This is a genomic window from Zoogloea sp. (assembly GCF_023150065.1).
Lineage (GTDB): Bacteria > Pseudomonadota > Gammaproteobacteria > Burkholderiales > Rhodocyclaceae > Zoogloea.
The window spans coordinates 87,263-104,545 of record NZ_JAKLLN010000013.1; the positions used below are offsets into that span (position 1 = coordinate 87,263).

Sequence of the window (17,283 nt, forward strand, 5' to 3'; positions counted from 1 at the left end):
GGCGATTTTCATGGGGTGATTCAGGTCCTCAGCGCTTGGCGGCCGGATAGCCGGCGTTGTCCAGCAGGCCTTGCCAGAGGGGCTCGGCCAGGCCGGATTCGGTCTGTTTGCCGACCACCAGGGTGGGGACGAAGGGCTCCTTGCCGAAGCGGGCCTTGAAGGCTTCGACCTGCTCGGCGCTGTCGATGGTGGTTTCGCTGAAGGGCACGCCGCGCTTCTGGAGCAGGGCGCGTCCGTCCTCGCAGGGTTTGCCGCAGTCCTTGCTGGTGTACAAGGTCACCGGGAAGCTGGCGACCGCCTTGCGGGTCAGGAAGGGCGTCTGGGCGTTGCCCCGGTTGGGTTGGACGTTGCGCTCCTCGAATTTCTTGATGGCCTGGGGGGGCGGCTGGTCGCTGTACTGCACGCGACCCTGCTCATCCACCCAGCGATAGGCGCTCTGGGCGGCGGCCGGCCCCGCGCCGGCGAGTGTCACCAGCAGCAGGGACAGCAGCGCGCGGGGGCCGGCGGGTTTCATGCCGGCACCATGCCGCTGTGGCGCAGCAGGGCATCCACCTGCGGTTCGCGGCCGCGGAAGGCCTTGAAGGATTCGAGGGCCGGGCGGCTGCCGCCGACGGCGAGGATCTCGTTCCAGAAACGCTGGCCGGTGGCGGCGTCGAGCACGCTGCCCTTGGGGCGGCCTTCTTCCTCGAAGGCGGCGAAGGCATCGGCCGACAGCACCTCGGCCCACTTGTAGCTGTAGTAGCCGGCTGCGTAACCCCCGGCAAAAATGTGGGTGAAGCTGTTGGGGAAGCGGTGCCAGGCTGGCGGCACCAGCACGGCGACCTCCTTGCGGACCTCGGCGAGGAGGTCCAGGTAGTTCCGGCTGGCGGGGTCGAAATCCATGTGCACCAGCAGGTCGAACAGGGAGAACTCGAGCTGGCGGACGGTGCCCAGGCCGCTCTGGAAGTTCTTGGCCGCCAGCATCTTGTCGAAGAGGGCCTTGGGCAGGGGCTCGCCGGTGTCGGCGTGGGCGGTCATCTCGCGCACCACGTCCCATTCCCAGCAGAAGTTCTCCATAAACTGGCTGGGCAGCTCGACGGCGTCCCACTCGACGCCGTGGATGCCGGAGACGGCCAGGTCTTCCACCTGGGTGAGCAGGTGGTGAAGGCCGTGGCCGGTCTCGTGGAAGAGGGTGATCACATCGTCGTGGCTGAAGGTGGCAGGTTTGCCGCCCACCGGGCCGGGGAAGTTGCACACCAGATAGGCCACCGGGGTCTCGATGCCGCTGGCCAGGCGCCGGCGGGTGATGGCGGAATCCATCCACGCGCCGCCCTTCTTGGTGTCGCGGGCGTAGAGGTCGAGGTAGAACTGGCCGACCAGCTGGCCGGCCCGCTCGATGCGGAAGAAGCGCACGTCCGGATGCCAGACGGGGCCGCTGTCGGGCTTGATGCTGACCTGGTACAGGCGTTCGACGACCTTGATGAGCCCGTCCAGCACCTTGTGTTCGGGCAGGTATTCCTTCACTTCCTGTTCCGAGAAGGCGTAGTTGGCGACGCGCAGCTTTTCAGAGGCATAGGCCACGTCCCAGGGCTCGAGGGGGGAGAGGCCGAGCTGCTCGCCGGCGAAGGCGCGGAGTTCGGCCAGGTCGCGTTCGGCGAAGGGCTTGGCCTTGACGGCCAGCTCACGCAGGAAGCCCAGCACCTGGTCCGGGGTGTCGGCCATCTTGGGCACCAGGGAGACTTCGGCATAGTTGCGGTAGCCGAGCATGCGGGCTTCTTCGGCACGCAGGGCGAGGATCTGCTGGATCAGCGGGCCGTTGTCCCACTCGGGCTTGCTGTAGCCGTTGTCGATTTCGGCGGCGCGGGTGGCGTAGGCCCGGTAGAGGGTTTCGCGCAGGCTGCGGCTGTCGGCGTACTGCATGACCGGCAGGTAGGAGGGCATCTTCAAGCCGAACTTCCAGCCTTCCTGGCCGGCCTTCTCGGCGGCTTCACGGGCGGCGGCGATGACGTCTTCGGGCAGGCCGGCCAGATCGGCCTCGTGGGTGACCAGATGGCTGAAGGCGTTGGTGGCGTCGAGCACGTTCTCGGAGAATTTGGCACCCAGGCCGGCCATCTCTTCCTGGATGGCCTGGAAGCGGGGCTTCTGCTCGTCGGGGAGTTCGGCGCCGGAAAGGCGGAAGCCGCGCAGCTCGTTGTCGATGATGCGACGGCGGGCCGGGCTGAGGGTGGCGTACTCGGGGCCGTTGGCAATGGCTTTATATTTTTCGAAAAGCTTAAGGTTTTGCCCCAATTCGGCGTAAAAACGGGTGACCTCCGGCAACATCGCGTTGTAGGCCTCCCGCCATTCGGGGGTGTCCATGACGCTGTGCATGTGGGCCGCAATGCCCCAGGCCCGGCCGAGGCGCTCGCCTTCGTTCTCGATGGGTTCGATAAAGCTGGCCCAGGTGGGGGTGGCGGGGTCGTCCTGCAGGCGTTCGACGGTGCTGCGCAGGGCATCGAGCAGGCTGCGCACGGCGGGCTCCACGTGGGCGGGCTGGATGGCGTCGAAGCGCGGCAGGCCGGACAGTTCGAGCAGGGGCGAGGTGGCGGGGGTGGCGGTCATTTTTATGAAAGCAGTCAGTTGAGTGGTTTCATTTTGCCGAATTCCGCGCGGAGTGTCGCCTGTGTTGGCGGCCGGAGGCGGAACGGCAGGCATGCACAAAGGGGATGGGCGTGAGCGACAAGGCGTTGAATCTGGCAGAGCAGGCTTTCCTGCATACCATCAACCAGGAGCTGGAGCGCGGCGAGCTGCGTTTCCCGACCTCCATGGAAGTGACCATGCGGGTGCTGGAGGCCCTCGACAACCCGGACCTGGACCTGGGCCGGATGTCGACCATGGTGTCTGCCGAACCCCTGCTGGCGGCCCGTACCGTGGCGCTGGCCAACTCGGCCTGGTACAACCCGAGCGGGCGTGTGGTGACCGATGTGCCGAAGGCGCTGGTGCGCATCGGCTTCGGCAAGTTGCGCGCCCTGGCCATGGCGGTGGCGGCGGAGCAGCTGATGCACCGGGAGGTGCTCGGCCCCTACCAGCCGCTGATCCGCAAGCTGTGGGCCCATTGCGTGGATGTGGCGGCGACGGCCAGCGTGCTGGCCCGGCTGTGTACGGCCCAGGACCGGGATGCGGCCTTCTTTGCCGGCATGGTGCATGACATCGGCCAGTTCTTCCTGCTGGCCCGGGTCTGGGAGTATCCCGAACTGCTGAATGATGACAGCCCGCTCTCGGATCTGGTGCGGGTCTGGCATGCCCCGGTGGGGCGGGCGGTGCTGGCGGCCATGAGCATGCCGCGGGAGCTGGTTGATGCGGTGGACAACCCGGAGATCTATGGGGGCGAGTGGCCTCCGACCACTATCCCGGACCTGATTTTCATTGCCAACCTGGTGGCGGAGTCGCGCAATCCGTTCTCGCCCGAGGATGAGGATTTCCGCCGGGGCCTGGCCCGGGCGGCGACCCTGGGGCTGGATGAGGCCCGCCTGGAGAAGGCGCTGGCCGAGTCCGCCGAGGAGCGGCAGGCGTTGATGGCCCTGTTCCACGTCGGCTGAATCCGGCCTCGCACTTACCCGAGGCAGAACCAAAAAGCACACAACCCGCCGAGGCGGGTTGTGTGCTTTTGGGCTGCCCGGCGAGGGTGCGCTCAGAGGCGCTGGCCGGTGAGGTGCTCGTAGGCTTCGACGTACTTGGCAGCGGTGCGGGCGATGACTTCGTCCGGCAGCTTGGGGCCGGGGGCGACCTTGCCCCAGTCCAGGGTTTCCAGGTAGTCGCGCACGTACTGCTTGTCGTAGCTCGGCGGGCTGATGCCTTCGGCGTAGCTGTCGGCGGGCCAGAAGCGCGAGGAGTCGGGCGTAAGGGCTTCGTCGATCAGGTGCAGGGTGCCGGCGGCGTCGATACCGAACTCGAACTTGGTGTCGGCGATGATGATGCCGCGGGTGGCCGCGTAGTCGGCGGCTTCGGAGTACAGGCGGATGGCGGCGTCGCGGGCTTCGGCGACCAGTTGGGCGCCGGTCTTGCCGGTGCCCTTCAGGGCGTCGGCGAGGACGGCATCGGTGCGGGCCTGGGCTTGCTCGAAGCTGATGTTCTCGTCGTGATCGCCGACCTCGGCCTTGCTGGCCGGGGTGAAGATCGGGAAGGGCAGCTTCTGGGCCTGGCGCAGGCCGGCGGGCAGGTCGATGCCGCAGATGGCGCCGGTGTCCTGGTAGTCCTTCCAGCCGGAACCGATCACGTAGCCACGCACCACGGCCTCGATGGGCAGCGGGGTGAGGCGCTTGACCACCAGGGCGCGGCCGCGCACCTGGTCACGCTCGTCGGCAGCCACCACGCTCTCGGGGTCGATGCCGGTGAGCTGATTGGGGACGATGTGGCCGAGCCGGGCAAACCAGAAGTTGGCCATGGCGGTGAGCACCTGGCCCTTGCGGGGGATCGGATCCGGGAGGATGACGTCGAAGGCCGACAGGCGGTCGGAGGTGACGATGAGCAGTTTGTCGGCGTCGATGGCGTAGATGTCGCGCACCTTGCCACGGCCCAGCAGGGTCAGGCTGCGGATGGAGGATTCGAAGAGCGGAGTGGTCACGGTCTGGTGTCCGTCGGTCAAAACGCGATTATAGCGGGGTGGCGGGGGTCGGTCAGTGTCCGGCGTCGGCGGCGGCCAGATGCTTGCGCATGCGGTGCAGGCCGAAGGCCACGAAACCGGCGATCAGGGGAATGGCGGCGGCGGTGATGCCCTCCGGCGTGAGGGGCTCGATCTGGTGCTTCACGCCCTTGGCCATGTACTGCACCAGCTGGGAGGCGTAGTAGGTGATGGCCACCACCGACAGGCCCTCGACGGTCTGCTGCAGGTGTAGCTGGAGCTTGGCGCGGCGGTTCATCTGGCCCAGCAGTTCCTGGTTCTGGCGCTCCAGCTCCACCTCGACCCGGGTGCGCAGCAGCTGGCTGTTGCGGGCCACGCGGCTGGACAGGTCTTCCTGGCGGCGGGCCATGGTGACGCAGGTGTTCATGGCGGGCAGCAGGCGCCGTTCCATGAATTCGTGGAAGGTGGGCAGGCCGATGATGCGGCGCTCGCGCAGCTCGGCGATGCGCTGCATCACCAGGCTGTGATAGGCCCGGGCGGCGCCGAAGCGGAAGGTGGTGCGGGCCACCGAGTGCTCGACTTCGGCGGCCATGGTGGTGAGGTCGGCCAGCACGCTGCGCTCGTCGTCGGTGCTGCGGGCGCTGCCGGTACGGTCCATCAGGTCGGCGAGGCGCTGCTCGGCGGCGCCCAGCAGGCGTCCGACCTCCTTGGCAACCGGAAAGGCCAGCAGGGCCATCAGGCGGTAGGTCTCGATCTCCACCAGGCGTTGCACGGTGCGGCCGGCCTGGCGGCGGGTCAGGGATACGTCGATGACCAGGAAGCGCGAGAAGCCGTTTTCGAAGAGAAAGTCGGTGAACACCCAGGCAGCGCCATCGGCCACGGTGGCGCCGACCATCTGCCGGCCGGTGGGGGAGAGCTGGGCCATGACGCTCTCGGGCGTCACCTCGGCGGCGGAGCGGAGCTCGACGTGGGTGGCGACGATGAGCTTGCCCGGCAGGCTCTTGAGCCAGGCCTCGGGTACCACGGAGAGGGCCGAGGCGCTGCCATCCAGGCCCTCGCCCCGGGCGATGGAGCGGAAGAAGGTGTAGCTGGAGAACTCGTTGTGGAGTTCCCACTTGAGCTGGAAACTGCCGAAGTCGATCAGGTGATGGGTGCCGGCGTCGTCGATGGGCTGGCCGAGGAGCTTGCCCAGGGCGATGAGGTGCTGCTGGGCGGCGCCGGGGGCTTCGTCCTGGTGGTGCAGGGCGAGGTAGCTGATGAGCTGCGGGCTCTCGAGGGGCACCGGCGGACGGGCGTGAAACTCGTCGTTGAGGGCCTGACGCTGGTCGTGTTCGGTGAAGTGGGGTGGCAGGGTCATGGGATCTGACAGGCCGGGGGTGATCGGGGAATCATCTTGCCGTTACGGAAGCCAGGCTGGCAAGCCTGCCGGCAGGATGGTCGTGCTACGGGTCACGGGGCGTTGTTGCGCTGCAACAAATCACCGGTTGGCGAGCAGCGTCACGGCCAGCGCAGCCACGGCGAGGACGCCGACGAGGGCCAGGGCGATACCCAGTTGCCGGACCCGCTGCTGCAAGCGGTGGGTGGTGTCCACCAGTTCGGCGTTCTGGGTGGCCAGCGCGGCAAGGAGCCCGGCGGCTTCCTGCTGTTGCAGGCTCAGCTCGTCGAGCTGACGCGCCAGGGCGGCCAGGCGGGCATCGTCGGGGCCTGCCGCGTTCGAGGGGGGGACGGTGTCGGCCGGCGCGCCCTGGGGGGCGGCCTTCTGCCACAGTTTGCGGGCGCTCTGGGCGAGGTCGGGCGCCCTGGCGATGACTTCGGACCAGGGAATGGCCTTGACGAGGGTGGACCAGGGGAGCGCCATGGGTGAGTTCCGGAATGAAAAGGGGCCGGCATGGCCGGCCCCGATTCTGACACGCCGGCGAGCCGGCGGCAGGTTTAGCGGACGATCTGGTTGAGGGAGCCGCTCTTGTAGGCTGCAGCGATCTTGTCCAGGGAGATGGGCTTGATCTTGCTGGCGTTGCCGGCGGTGCCGAAGGCTTCGAAGCGGGCCTTGCACACCAGCTTGGCGGCTTCGCGGGCGGGCTTGAGGAATTCGCGCGGGTCGAACTTGGAGGGGTTCTCGACGAAGAACTTGCGGATCGCGCCGGTCATGGCCAGGCGGATGTCGGTGTCGATGTTGATCTTGCGCACGCCGTACTTGATGCCGCGGACGATCTCCTCGACGGGCACGCCGTAGGTTTCCTTCATGTCGCCGCCGTACTCGCGGATGATCTCGAGGAGCTCCTGGGGCACCGAGGAGGAGCCGTGCATCACCAGGTGGGTGTTGGGGATGCGGGCGTTGATGGCCTTGATGCGCTCGATGGCGAGGATGTCGCCGGTGGGCTTGCGGGTGAACTTGTAGGCGCCGTGGCTGGTGCCGATGGCGATGGCCAGGGCGTCCACGTTGGTCTGGCGCACGAAGTCGGCGGCCTGGTCGGGGTCGGTGAGCATCTGGGAGTGGTCCAGGGTGCCTTCGGCGCCGATGCCGTCTTCCTCGCCGGCCTGGCCGGTCTCGAGGGAGCCCAGGCAACCCAGCTCGCCTTCGACGCTGACGCCGATGGCGTGGGACAGCTCGACCACGCGGCGGGTCACGTCCACGTTGTATTCGTAGGAGGACGGGGTCTTGCCGTCTTCCATCAGGGAGCCGTCCATCATCACCGAGGAGAAGCCGGAGCGGATGGCGCCCTGGCAGATGGCGGGGGACTGGCCGTGGTCCTGGTGCATGACCACGGGGATGTGCGGGTAGGCTTCGACGGCGGCGTCGATGAGGTGGCGCAGGAAGGCTTCGCCGGCGTATTTGCGGGCACCGGCGGAGGCCTGCATGATCACCGGGCTGTCGGTTTCCGACGCGGCTTCCATGATGGCCTGGACCTGTTCGAGGTTATTGACGTTGAACGCGGGCAGGCCGTAGCCGTTTTCGGCGGCGTGGTCGAGAAGCTGGCGCATGGAAACAAGGGACATGGTTTTTTCTCCGGGGGCCGGGGCCGGCCTGGTAAAGACGTAAAACCGCAATTCTACCAAGCCGGCATGCCCCCTGCGCGACCGGCAGGTGAGCATATGTCCCAAATTGTGTTGCCGGTCACACCACCCCGGGCTTGGGGGTGTCGCCCACGCGGACGATCTTCATGGTGTTGGTGCCACCCGCGGCGCCAATGGGCTCGCCGATGGTCAGCACGATGAGGTCGCCGTAATCGACGACGCCCTGCTCGAGCAGGATCTGCTCGGCTTCCCACAGCATCACGTCGCGGTCGGCGTGCAGCTGCGACATCAGCAGCGGATAGACCTCCCGGTAGAGGGTCATCTGGTTGCGTGCCGACACCTCGGGGGTGAGGGCGTAGATGGGCACGCCACTGTTGAGGCGGCTCATCCACAGGGCGGTGGAGCCGGTCTGGGTGAGGGAGGCGATGGCCTTGACCTTGAGGTGGTAGGCGGTCCACATGGCGGCCATGGCGATGGACTGGTCGATGCGCGTGAAGATGCGGTCGAGGAAGTCCCGGTCCATGGTGACCTCGGCGGATTTCTCGGCTTCCAGGCAGATCCGCGACATGGATTCGACCACCTCGACCGGGAACTTGCCCGAGGCGGTTTCGGCGGAGAGCATCACCGCGTCGGTGCCGTCGAGCACGGCGTTGGCCACGTCGGAGACCTCGGCGCGGGTGGGCACCGGGCTGTGGATCATGGACTCCATCATCTGGGTGGCGGTGATGGCCAGCTTGTTGCGCTCCCGGGCGGCGCGGATCATGCGTTTCTGCAGGGCCGGCACGGCGGCGTCGCCCACCTCCACGGCCAGGTCGCCCCGGGCCACCATGATGCCGTCGGAGGCGTCGAGGATCTCCTCGAGGTTGGCGACGGCCTCGGTGCGTTCGATCTTGGCGATGAGCATGGCGCTGCTGCCGGCGGCGCGCAGCAGCTGGCGGGCCATGTACATGTCGGCGGCGCCCTTGGGGAAGGAGATGGCGACGAAGTCCACGCCGATCAGCGCGGCGGTCTTGATGTCGTCCATGTCCTTGGCGGTGAGGGCCGGTGCGGTGAGGCCGCCGCCCTGGCGGTTGATGCCCTTGTTGTTGGACAGCTCGCCGCCCACCTTGACCCGGGTGTGGATCTCCTGGCCGAGGACGCGATCGACGCTGAGCTTGAGGCGGCCGTCGTCCAGCAGCAGCACGTCACCGGGCTTCACGTCCCGGGGCAGGTCCTTGTAGTCGAGGCCGACCCGGTGGGCATTGCCGGGGCCCGTGAGGGCCGCGTCGAGGATGAAGGCGGCGTCCTTGGCCAGATTGATCTTGCCCTCTTCGAATTTGCCGACTCGGATCTTGGGGCCCTGCATGTCGGCCAGGATGCCCACCGGGCGGCCGACCAGCTGGGCGGCTTCACGGATCTGGTTGGCGCGGGCGATGTGGTCCTCGGCTTTGCCGTGGGAGAAATTCAGGCGCACCACGTCCACGCCGGCGTGGACAAGGCGCTCAAGGGTCTGCAGGTCGGAGGAGGCGGGGCCGAGGGTGGCGACGATCTTGGTGTGGCGGGACATGAGGTCTCCTGGTTGTAATTGGTCTGTTCGGCGTGGTGTCGGAGGCGATTCTAGGGCATGGGACATGGCAGCGTGATTGCATCAGGTCAAGCGGCGGGCTTGCCTGCGGTTTGCCGTCACGGTGGGTTGCGCCGCGTGACGGCGCCGCTGGCGCCGTTGCGGCCAATGGATTTGGTGCGATACATGGCGGCGTCGGCGCGACGCGTGAGGCTGTCGAGATCGGTGCCGTGGTCCGGGTAGAGGGCAATGCCGATGCTGACCGAGACCAGGGCCTCCCGGCCATCCAGGATGAAGGGCGCGTTGATGGTGCGGCGGATCTTCTCGGCGACGGCGAGGGCTTCGTTCATGCCGCCCATATCATGGAGCAGGGCGGTGAACTCGTCACCCCCCTGGCGGGCGAGCAGATCACTTGCCCGCAGGCACTGGCGCATGCGTCTTGCCGTCTCGATGAGCAGGGCGTCGCCGGCGGCATGGCCGAGGCTGTCATTCACTTCCTTGAAGTGGTCCAGGTCCAGGTAGAGCAGGGCGAAACGGCTGTGCTGCCGGCGTGCCATGAGCAGGCTGGTGTTCATCTGGTCCAGGAAGCTGGCCCGGTTGGCCAGACCGGTAAGGGAGTCGTGGGTGGCCAGGTAGTGGATGCGCTCCTCCGAGGCCTTGCGTTCGGAGATGTCGGTGACGCTCAGGATCACGCTTTGCAGTCGGCCGTCCTTGTCCAGGTAGGGGGCATCCGTGACGATGGCGGTCAGATAGCTGCCGTCGGCGGTGAGCAGGGTCTGCTCGTAGGTGGCAGGCTCGCCGCGCAGCAGCCGGGCGAGGAAGCGGCTGCGGCTCGCCGGATCACCAGGGGGCCACAGGGCGGTGAACGGCGTTCCGATCAGGTTGCCTTCCGGATGGCCGAGGAGGCGCTGCAGGCGTGGGTTGAGGAAGGAAAAATGGAGGTCGGCATCGAGGGCGGCAATGCCGTCCCGCGACTGATTGACCAGGGTGCTGTAACGGGCCTCGCTGCTGCGCAGGGAGTTGCCGATGCGATCAAGCTCCCGGGCCCGTGAGCGGGCGCTGGCCAGGGAAAGGGTGAGCAGGACGAGCAGGCCGCAGATCAGCACGATGGACCCAGTCTCCAGCCGATTGCCGGCGGCATGGCTGGGGGCCAGGCGCGGCGTGCTGTCGAACGCCAGGGTCCAGACCCTGCTGTCCAGCTCCAGCAGGGTCCGGTCGCTGAGCTCCGCGGTGTCGTCTGCGTCCGGGTGGCTGTCGAAGAGCAGGGCCTCGGGTTTCGTGTCGTGGCCATCGTAGATGCGCAGCCGGATGCGCGGCCCGGCATTGCCCAGGGTGCCGGCGATCAGATCGTTCATGCGGAAGGGGCTGTAGACCCAGCCGAGAAACGCGCGCTCGCGCTGGGCCGGGGTCCCCAGGTCTACGCCCCGGCGGAATACGGGCACGTAGAGCAGTACGCCGGGCTGTGGGTCGATGGTGGTCTCCTGAACCAGCCGGACCTTGCCCGACAGGGCCGGCACGCCCAGCTGCAGGGCCCGGGTCATGGCCTCCCGGCGTACCGGCTCGGACAGCATGTCGTAGCCGAAGGCCCGCTGGTTGCGCCAGTCGAAAGGCTCGATGTAAACGATCGCACCATACTCGCTGCGTGGCCCCGGGGGGCTGACCCGATAGTCAGGGAAGCCCTCGGCGCGGATCCTCTCTTCGTGGCGGATCAGCTGGTCGGCGTCGACGTGCATGGCAAAGCCGACCCCCTGGATTCCCGGGTAATCCACCGGCAGCTGCAGGGCTTCCACGTAGCTCCGCCATTCGCTCCGGGTCACCTCCCTTGAGGCCAGAAACAGGGCGCGGGCGCTGATCAGGACCTGCCGGTAGGCTTTCAGCCGCTCCTCGATGCGCAGCGTCACCTCCCCGGTTTCCCGGGCAAACGCGTCCTGCGCGGCCCGCTGGCGGGCCTGCTCCAGCCGATCCACCACGATCAGTCCGATCACGCTCGAGAACAGCAGCGCGATCAGGGTCGGCACGGCGACGGCTGGCGTCAGCGTGCGAGCGAGCCATCTGGCAAATCCCGGCATGATAGAAGCGCCTCCCTCTGGCTCCCGGGCCCCGTGCGGGGTCTCCCCCGGTGTGGGCGGAGCCTGTTTCCGGCTTAACGGCAGCGTTGTCGGGAGTTTGATCCTGGTTGTGGATAGTGGTGGAGTGCGCAGACTTCAAATTCCAGGGGTGTCATAATCAGAAGGCTTTACGGAGGCGTTTCGGTACTTGCCGGACGGCCTCCAGCGCGGCCCGCAGGCGGCGCCCATCCGTGAAACCCTGAGGACCCCCCATGATTCTCGTAACCGGCGGTGCCGGCTTTATCGGTGCAAATTTCGTTCTCGACTGGCTGCGCACAAGCGACGAGCCGGTGGTGAACCTGGATGCCCTGACCTACGCAGGCAACCTGGAAAACCTGGCTTCCCTCAAGGGTGACCCGCGCCACATCTTCGTGCAGGGCGACATCTGTGACCGTGAGCTGGTGGATCGCCTGTTTGCTGCACACCATCCCCGGGCCATCGTCCATTTTGCCGCCGAGAGCCACGTGGATCGCAGCATCCATGGTCCTGGTGATTTCGTGCGCACCAACGTCAATGGCACCTTCACCCTGCTCGAGGCCGCCCGTGGCCACTGGATGAGCCTGGAGGGTGAGGCCAAGGCGGGCTTCCGCTTCCACCACGTGAGCACCGACGAGGTGTACGGCTCCCTGGGCCCTACCGATCCGGCCTTCACCGAGACCAAGACCTACGAGCCCAACAGCCCCTACTCGGCCAGCAAGGCGGCTTCCGACCACCTGGTGCGGGCCTGGCACCACACCTACGGGCTGCCGGTGACCACCAGCAACTGTTCCAACAACTACGGCCCCTACCACTTCCCCGAAAAGCTCATCCCGCTGATGATCGCCAACGCGCTGGCCGGCAAGCCCCTGCCGGTGTACGGCGACGGCATGCAGATCCGCGACTGGCTCTTCGTCACCGACCACTGCTCCGCCATCCGCGCCATCCTGGCCAAGGGCACCCCCGGCGAGGTGTACAACGTGGGCGGCTGGAACGAGAAGCCGAACATCGAGATCGTGAACACCCTGTGTGCGTTGCTCGATGAGCTCAAGCCCGATCCGGCCGGCAGCTACCGCCGCCTCATCACCTACGTCACCGACCGTCCGGGCCACGACCGGCGCTACGCCATCGATGCCCGCAAGATCGAGCGCGAGCTGGGCTGGCGTCCGGCCGAGACCTTCGACACGGGCATCCGCAAGACCGTCGAGTGGTATCTGGCCAACCAGGAATGGGTCGCCCACGTGCAGAGCGGCGCCTACCGGGACTGGGTCGAAACCAACTACGCGGCGCGCTAAGCCTCTTCCGATGAAAATCCTTCTCTTCGGCAAGAACGGCCAGGTGGGCTGGGAGCTGCAGCGCAGCCTCGCCCCCCTGGGCGAGGTGGTGGCCCTCGATCACGATGGTGCACCGGGCCTTTCGGGCAACTTTGCCGATCCCGACAGCCTCGCTGCCACCGTGCGTGCGGTCGCCCCCGATCTCATCGTCAATGCTGCCGCCCACACCGCCGTGGACAAGGCCGAGAGCGAACCCGAGCTGGCCCGCGCCCTCAACGCCCTTGCCCCCGGCGTGCTCGCCCGTGAAGCCGCCGCCAGCGGTGCGCTGCTGGTGCATTACTCCACCGACTACGTTTTTGATGGCAGCGGCGATGCCCCCCGCGCCGAGGACGCCCCCACCGAACCCCTGTCGGTGTATGGCCGCACCAAGCTCGAAGGGGAACAGCTGATCCGGGCCAGCGGCGCCCGCCACCTCATCTTCCGCACCAGCTGGGTGTACGCCGCCCGGGGCGGCAACTTCGCCAAAACCATGCTCAGGCTCGCCGCCGAGCGCGACACCCTGACCATCATCGACGACCAGCATGGCGCCCCCACCGGTGCCGACCTGCTGGCCGATGTCAGCGCCCACGCTGCGCGGATGACCCTGGCCAACCCGGCGCTGGCAGGTACCTATCACCTGGTGGCCGGTGGCGAGACCACCTGGCATGCCTATGCCCGCCATGTCATCGAATTTGCCCGGGCCCGGGGTGTGCCCATCAAGGTCGCCTCCGAGGCCATCCTCCCGGTGCCCACCAGCGCTTTCCCCACGCCCGCCCGGCGCCCGGCCAACTCCCGGCTCGACACCCGCAAGCTCCAGCAGACCTTCGGCCTCAAGCTGCCGGCCTGGCAGCAGGGCGTCGACCGCATGCTCACCGAAATCCTGTAAGCGGACCTCCCCATGACCCAACGCAAAGGCATCATCCTCGCCGGCGGCTCCGGCACCCGGCTGCATCCGGCCACCCTGGCCGTCTCCAAGCAGCTCATCCCGGTTTACGACAAGCCCATGATCTACTACCCGCTCAGCACCCTGATGCTGGCGGGCATCCGTGACGTCCTGATCATCTCCACCCCCCAGGACACCCCGCGCTTCCAGCAACTGCTGGGTGACGGCAGCCAGTGGGGCCTGAACCTGCAATACGCGGTGCAGCCCAGCCCGGACGGCCTGGCCCAGGCTTTCGTGATCGGCGCCGACTTCGTCGGCAACGGGCCCAGTGCCCTGGTGCTGGGCGACAACCTTTTTTACGGCCACGAGTTCGGGCGTCAGCTGCAGGCGGCGAGCCGGGGCGAAACCGGCGCCACCGTGTTCGCCTACCCGGTGCACGACCCGGAGCGCTACGGGGTGGTTGAGTTTGACGCCGCTGGCCGGGCCATCAGCCTGGAAGAGAAGCCCAAGGTGCCCAAGAGCCGCTACGCCGTCACCGGCCTGTATTTCTACGACAACCGGGTGGTGGATGTGGCCCGGGAGCTCAAGCCGGGCGTGCGCGGCGAGCTGGAGATCACCGACGTCAACCGCCAGTACCTCGAATGGGGCGCGCTGGATGTGCAGGTGATGGGCCGAGGCCACGCCTGGCTCGACACCGGCACCCACGAGAGTCTGCTCGAGGCTGGTCTGTTCATCCAGACCATCGAGAAGCGCCAGGGCCTGAAGATCGCCTGCCCCGAGGAAATCGCCTGGCGCGCAGGCTGGATCAGCGCCGAACATCTGCAGAAGCTTGCGGCACCGCTGGCCAAAAACGGCTACGGCCAGTACCTTCTGCGCATCCTCGACGACAAAGTGTTCTGATGAAAGCCATCCCGACGGCGATTGCCGGCCCCCTGATCCTCGAACCGAAGGTCTTCGGCGACGCCCGGGGCTTCTTCATGGAAAGCTACAACGCCCGGGTGTTCCACGAGGCCACCGGGCTGGACGTGAACTTCGTGCAAGACAACCACTCCCGCTCCGGCAAGGGCGTGCTGCGGGGCCTGCACTACCAGATCCAGCAGTCCCAGGGAAAACTGGTGCGTGTCGTGCGCGGCTCGGTGTTCGACGTGGTGGTGGATCTGCGTCGTGCCTCGCCCACCTTCGGGCAGTGGGTCGGGGTCGAGCTGTCGGAAGAGAACAACCGGCAGTTCTGGATTCCGCCGGGCTTTGCCCATGGTTTCCTGGTGACCTCCGACAGTGCCGACTTCCTGTACAAGACCACCGACTACTACGCGCCCGAGCACGAGCGCAGCCTGGCCTGGAACGATCCCGATGTGGGCGTCGCCTGGCCCCTCGACGCTGCGCCCCTGCTGTCGGCCAAGGATGTCGCCGGCAAGCCCCTGGGAGAGTGTGAAACCTTTCCCTGAGGGGCGGCCTTCGACCGGCCTCTGACAATTATTTCTTTGTTGGCCCCGCAAGCCCCGCGCGATAATGCGCGCCTGTCATTCCGCCCGTGGAGTCCTGCATGTCCCGTTCCCTCATCTACCTCGTCGCCGGCGCGCGTCCCAACTTCATGAAGATCGCGCCGATCGTGCGAGCCCTGCAGGCGCGGGCCGATCGCTTCGATTTCCGCATCATCCACACCGGCCAGCACTACGACCGGGAGATGAGCGACGTCTTCTTCGACGAACTGGGCATCCCCAAGCCCGACTACCACCTGGAAGCCGGCGGCGGCAGCCACGCCACCCAGACCGCCAAGATCATGGTGGCTTTCGAGGAGATCTGCCAGAAGGCCCGCCCCGACTGCGTACTGGTGGTGGGCGACGTGAACTCCACCCTGGCCTGCTCCATCGATGCCAAGAAGCTCGATATTCCGGTGGCCCACGTGGAGGCCGGCCTGCGCAGCGGCGACATGCGCATGCCCGAGGAGATCAACCGCCTGGTGACCGACAGCATCTCCGACTGGTTCTTCTGCACCGAGCCAGCGGGTGTGGACAACCTGCTGCGTGAAGGCAAGGCCCAGGACGTGGTCTTCCATGTAGGCCATGTGATGGTGGACAACCTGCTGTTCCAGCGCGACAAGCTCGATGCGTCGGACAAGGCTGGCATGGACACCCAGGCCATCAAGGCCAAGTATCCGAAGTACGGCGTGGTCACCCTGCACCGGCCGTCGAATGTGGACGACGAGGCCAACCTGCGCGGCATCGCCGGCGCGCTCAAGCAGATCGCCGCCGACCTGCCGCTGATCTTTCCGGTGCACCCGCGCACCCGCGGCAACCTCGAAAAATTCGGCCTCGACCTGGGCCCCAACGTGGTGCTGACCAAGCCCCAGTCCTACATGGAGTTCCTCAACCTGTGGAAGGACGCGGCCCTGATCATGACCGACAGCGGCGGCCTGCAGGAAGAAACCACCGCCCTCGGCATTCCCTGCCTGACCCTGCGCGAGAACACCGAGCGCCCGGTGACCATCGATGAAGGCAGCAACGTGCTGGTGGGTACCGACCCGGCGCGCATCCTCGAAGAAGCTGCCAAGGTGCTGGCCGGCCAGGGCAAGCAGGGCCGGCGCCCGGCCCTGTGGGACGGCAAGGCCGCCGAGCGCATCGTGGCCGATCTGGACCGCCTGCTGCCCTGAGCACTGCTTCAAGGCACTGCCAATGAAAAAGCCGCTGGGGGCAACCCGCAGCGGCTTTTTTGCGTGAGCCTTCCGGCCTCAGGCGGCGGGCGGGGTGCCCGGTTCCTGACCCACCGGGGTGAACAGGGCGTCCACGAACTCCTTCGTCCGGAATACCTGCAGGTCGTCGATCTGCTCGCCCACGCCGATGAAGCGCAGGGGCTTGGGGCACTGGCGGGCGATGGCCGCCACCACGCCGCCCTTGGCGGTGCCGTCGAGCTTGGTGAGCACCAGGCCGGTGACGCCGATGGCGGCGTCGAAGGCCTTGACCTGCTGGATGGCGTTCTGGCCGATGTTGGCGTCCAGCACCAGCAGCACCTCGTGGGGGCCGCTGGGTTCGGCCTTCTGGATCACCCGACGGACCTTGGCGATCTCTTCCATCAGATGCAGCTGGGTGGGCAGACGACCGGCAGTGTCGGCCAGCACGATGTCAATGTTGCGGGCCCGCGCCGCGTTGATGGCGTCGAATACCACCGCGGCCGGATCGCCGGACTCCTGGGCGATGACCGCCACGCCATTGCGCTCGCCCCAGGTCATCAGTTGCTCCCGGGCCGCGGCCCGGAAGGTGTCGCCGGCGGCCAGCAGCACGCTTTTGCCCTGGCTCTGGAAATGCTTGGCCAGCTTGCCGATGGAGGTGGTCTTGCCCGAGCCGTTGATGCCCGCAATCATGATGATGTAGGGCGTGTGGCCGCTGATCTCGAGGGGTTTCTCGAGGGGGGCGAGGATGTTCAGCAGGCCTTCGGAGAGCGCCCCCTGGAGCTGGTCGGCCGTCTCCAGCTTGTCGCGCTTCCAGCGCAGGCGCAGCTCCTTGAGGAGGTGCTGGGTGGCTTCGACGCCGCAGTCTGCCATCAGCAGGGTCGTTTCCAGTTCTTCGAGGAGGTCTTCGTCGATCTTGCGGCGGCTGAACAGACTGGTCAGGCCGCCAAGGCCACCACCGATCTGTTCCCGGGTGCGGGACAGGCCGGCCCGCAGGCGGTCCATCCAGGAGCGTTTCTTTTCGGGTTCGGGCGTGTCGGCCGCAGGGGCGGGGGCCGTCGCGGCCGGTGCGGCGACCGCTGCCGGGGGGGCAGGGGTGGCTGGAGCGGCTTCAGGGGCTTCGGGCTCCGGAGCCGGTGCGTCGCCCGGCTTCAGGGCTTTCTTGAGGAAACCAAACATGGAGTGGTGAGTCAGAAAGTGG

General features: G+C 67.2%; 15 protein-coding genes. 6 read left to right on the forward strand and 9 right to left on the reverse strand.

Features of this window, described 5'->3' with window-relative positions:
- Positions 1-28: 28 nt before the first annotated feature.
- Both L6Q67_RS15075 and L6Q67_RS15080 read right to left on the reverse strand, forming a co-directional pair.
- On the reverse strand, positions 29-514 hold the full coding sequence (locus tag L6Q67_RS15075) for a glutaredoxin family protein (protein ID WP_296570952.1): 486 nt from the start codon (positions 512-514) through the stop codon (positions 29-31).
- Positions 511-2,580, reverse strand: coding sequence for a M3 family metallopeptidase (locus L6Q67_RS15080; protein ID WP_296570955.1), 2,070 nt, complete (start codon positions 2,578-2,580; stop codon positions 511-513). The genes L6Q67_RS15075 and L6Q67_RS15080 overlap by 4 nt, the downstream gene beginning before the upstream one ends.
- A 110-nt stretch (positions 2,581-2,690) precedes the next feature.
- Between L6Q67_RS15080 and L6Q67_RS15085 the strand changes: the two genes are divergently transcribed.
- Positions 2,691-3,557 carry an HDOD domain-containing protein gene (locus L6Q67_RS15085; protein WP_296570957.1) on the forward strand — a complete coding sequence of 289 codons (867 nt, stop codon included), beginning with the start codon at positions 2,691-2,693 and terminating at the stop codon, positions 3,555-3,557.
- 92 nt (positions 3,558-3,649) lie between these two features.
- Here the strand turns inward: L6Q67_RS15085 and L6Q67_RS15090 are convergent, their stop codons facing one another.
- From L6Q67_RS15090 to L6Q67_RS15115, 6 genes are all read right to left on the reverse strand, one after another.
- Complete coding sequence (locus L6Q67_RS15090; protein ID WP_296570960.1) at positions 3,650-4,582, reverse strand: phosphoribosylaminoimidazolesuccinocarboxamide synthase; 933 nt, start codon at positions 4,580-4,582, stop codon at positions 3,650-3,652.
- Positions 4,583-4,634: 52 nt separating this feature from the next.
- Positions 4,635-5,936 carry a DUF3422 family protein gene (locus tag L6Q67_RS15095; RefSeq protein WP_296570963.1) on the reverse strand — a complete coding sequence of 434 codons (1,302 nt, stop codon included), beginning with the start codon at positions 5,934-5,936 and terminating at the stop codon, positions 4,635-4,637.
- A 120-nt stretch (positions 5,937-6,056) separates the two neighbouring features.
- Positions 6,057-6,437, reverse strand: a complete 381-nt coding sequence (locus L6Q67_RS15100; RefSeq protein ID WP_296570965.1) for a hypothetical protein — start codon at positions 6,435-6,437, stop codon at positions 6,057-6,059.
- A 74-nt stretch (positions 6,438-6,511) separates the two neighbouring features.
- Positions 6,512-7,576: a class II fructose-bisphosphate aldolase gene (gene fba / locus L6Q67_RS15105; protein WP_296570966.1), complete on the reverse strand. Its 1,065-nt coding sequence runs from the start codon at positions 7,574-7,576 to the stop codon at positions 6,512-6,514.
- A gap of 118 nt (positions 7,577-7,694) precedes the next feature.
- Positions 7,695-9,140 (reverse strand): pyruvate kinase, encoded by a 1,446-nt coding sequence (pyk, locus tag L6Q67_RS15110; RefSeq protein WP_296570968.1) that lies wholly within the window; start codon positions 9,138-9,140, stop codon positions 7,695-7,697.
- A gap of 116 nt (positions 9,141-9,256) precedes the next feature.
- Positions 9,257-11,206 carry a CHASE domain-containing protein gene (locus L6Q67_RS15115; protein WP_296570970.1) on the reverse strand — a complete coding sequence of 650 codons (1,950 nt, stop codon included), beginning with the start codon at positions 11,204-11,206 and terminating at the stop codon, positions 9,257-9,259.
- A gap of 251 nt (positions 11,207-11,457) precedes the next feature.
- On the opposite strand from L6Q67_RS15115, the gene rfbB reads away from it, so the two are divergent.
- The 5 genes from rfbB (at position 11,458) to wecB (ending at position 16,067) form a co-directional block, all read left to right on the forward strand.
- The gene (gene rfbB, locus L6Q67_RS15120; RefSeq protein WP_296570973.1) at positions 11,458-12,516 is read left to right on the forward strand and encodes a dTDP-glucose 4,6-dehydratase; all 1,059 of its coding nucleotides are present in this window, start codon (positions 11,458-11,460) and stop codon (positions 12,514-12,516) included.
- Positions 12,517-12,526: 10 nt separating this feature from the next.
- On the forward strand, positions 12,527-13,420 hold the full coding sequence (rfbD, locus tag L6Q67_RS15125) for a dTDP-4-dehydrorhamnose reductase (RefSeq protein WP_296570976.1): 894 nt from the start codon (positions 12,527-12,529) through the stop codon (positions 13,418-13,420).
- Positions 13,421-13,432: 12 nt separating this feature from the next.
- Positions 13,433-14,317: a glucose-1-phosphate thymidylyltransferase RfbA gene (rfbA, locus tag L6Q67_RS15130; protein ID WP_296570979.1), complete on the forward strand. Its 885-nt coding sequence runs from the start codon at positions 13,433-13,435 to the stop codon at positions 14,315-14,317.
- Positions 14,317-14,862, forward strand: a complete 546-nt coding sequence (rfbC, locus tag L6Q67_RS15135) for a dTDP-4-dehydrorhamnose 3,5-epimerase (RefSeq protein ID WP_296570981.1) — start codon at positions 14,317-14,319, stop codon at positions 14,860-14,862. The genes rfbA and rfbC overlap by 1 nt, the downstream gene beginning before the upstream one ends.
- A 98-nt stretch (positions 14,863-14,960) precedes the next feature.
- On the forward strand, positions 14,961-16,067 hold the full coding sequence (gene wecB, locus L6Q67_RS15140) for a non-hydrolyzing UDP-N-acetylglucosamine 2-epimerase (RefSeq protein ID WP_296570984.1): 1,107 nt from the start codon (positions 14,961-14,963) through the stop codon (positions 16,065-16,067).
- A gap of 78 nt (positions 16,068-16,145) precedes the next feature.
- Here the strand turns inward: wecB and ftsY are convergent, their stop codons facing one another.
- On the reverse strand, positions 16,146-17,261 hold the full coding sequence (gene ftsY / locus L6Q67_RS15145) for a signal recognition particle-docking protein FtsY (RefSeq protein WP_296570986.1): 1,116 nt from the start codon (positions 17,259-17,261) through the stop codon (positions 16,146-16,148).
- Positions 17,262-17,283 lie beyond the last annotated feature (22 nt).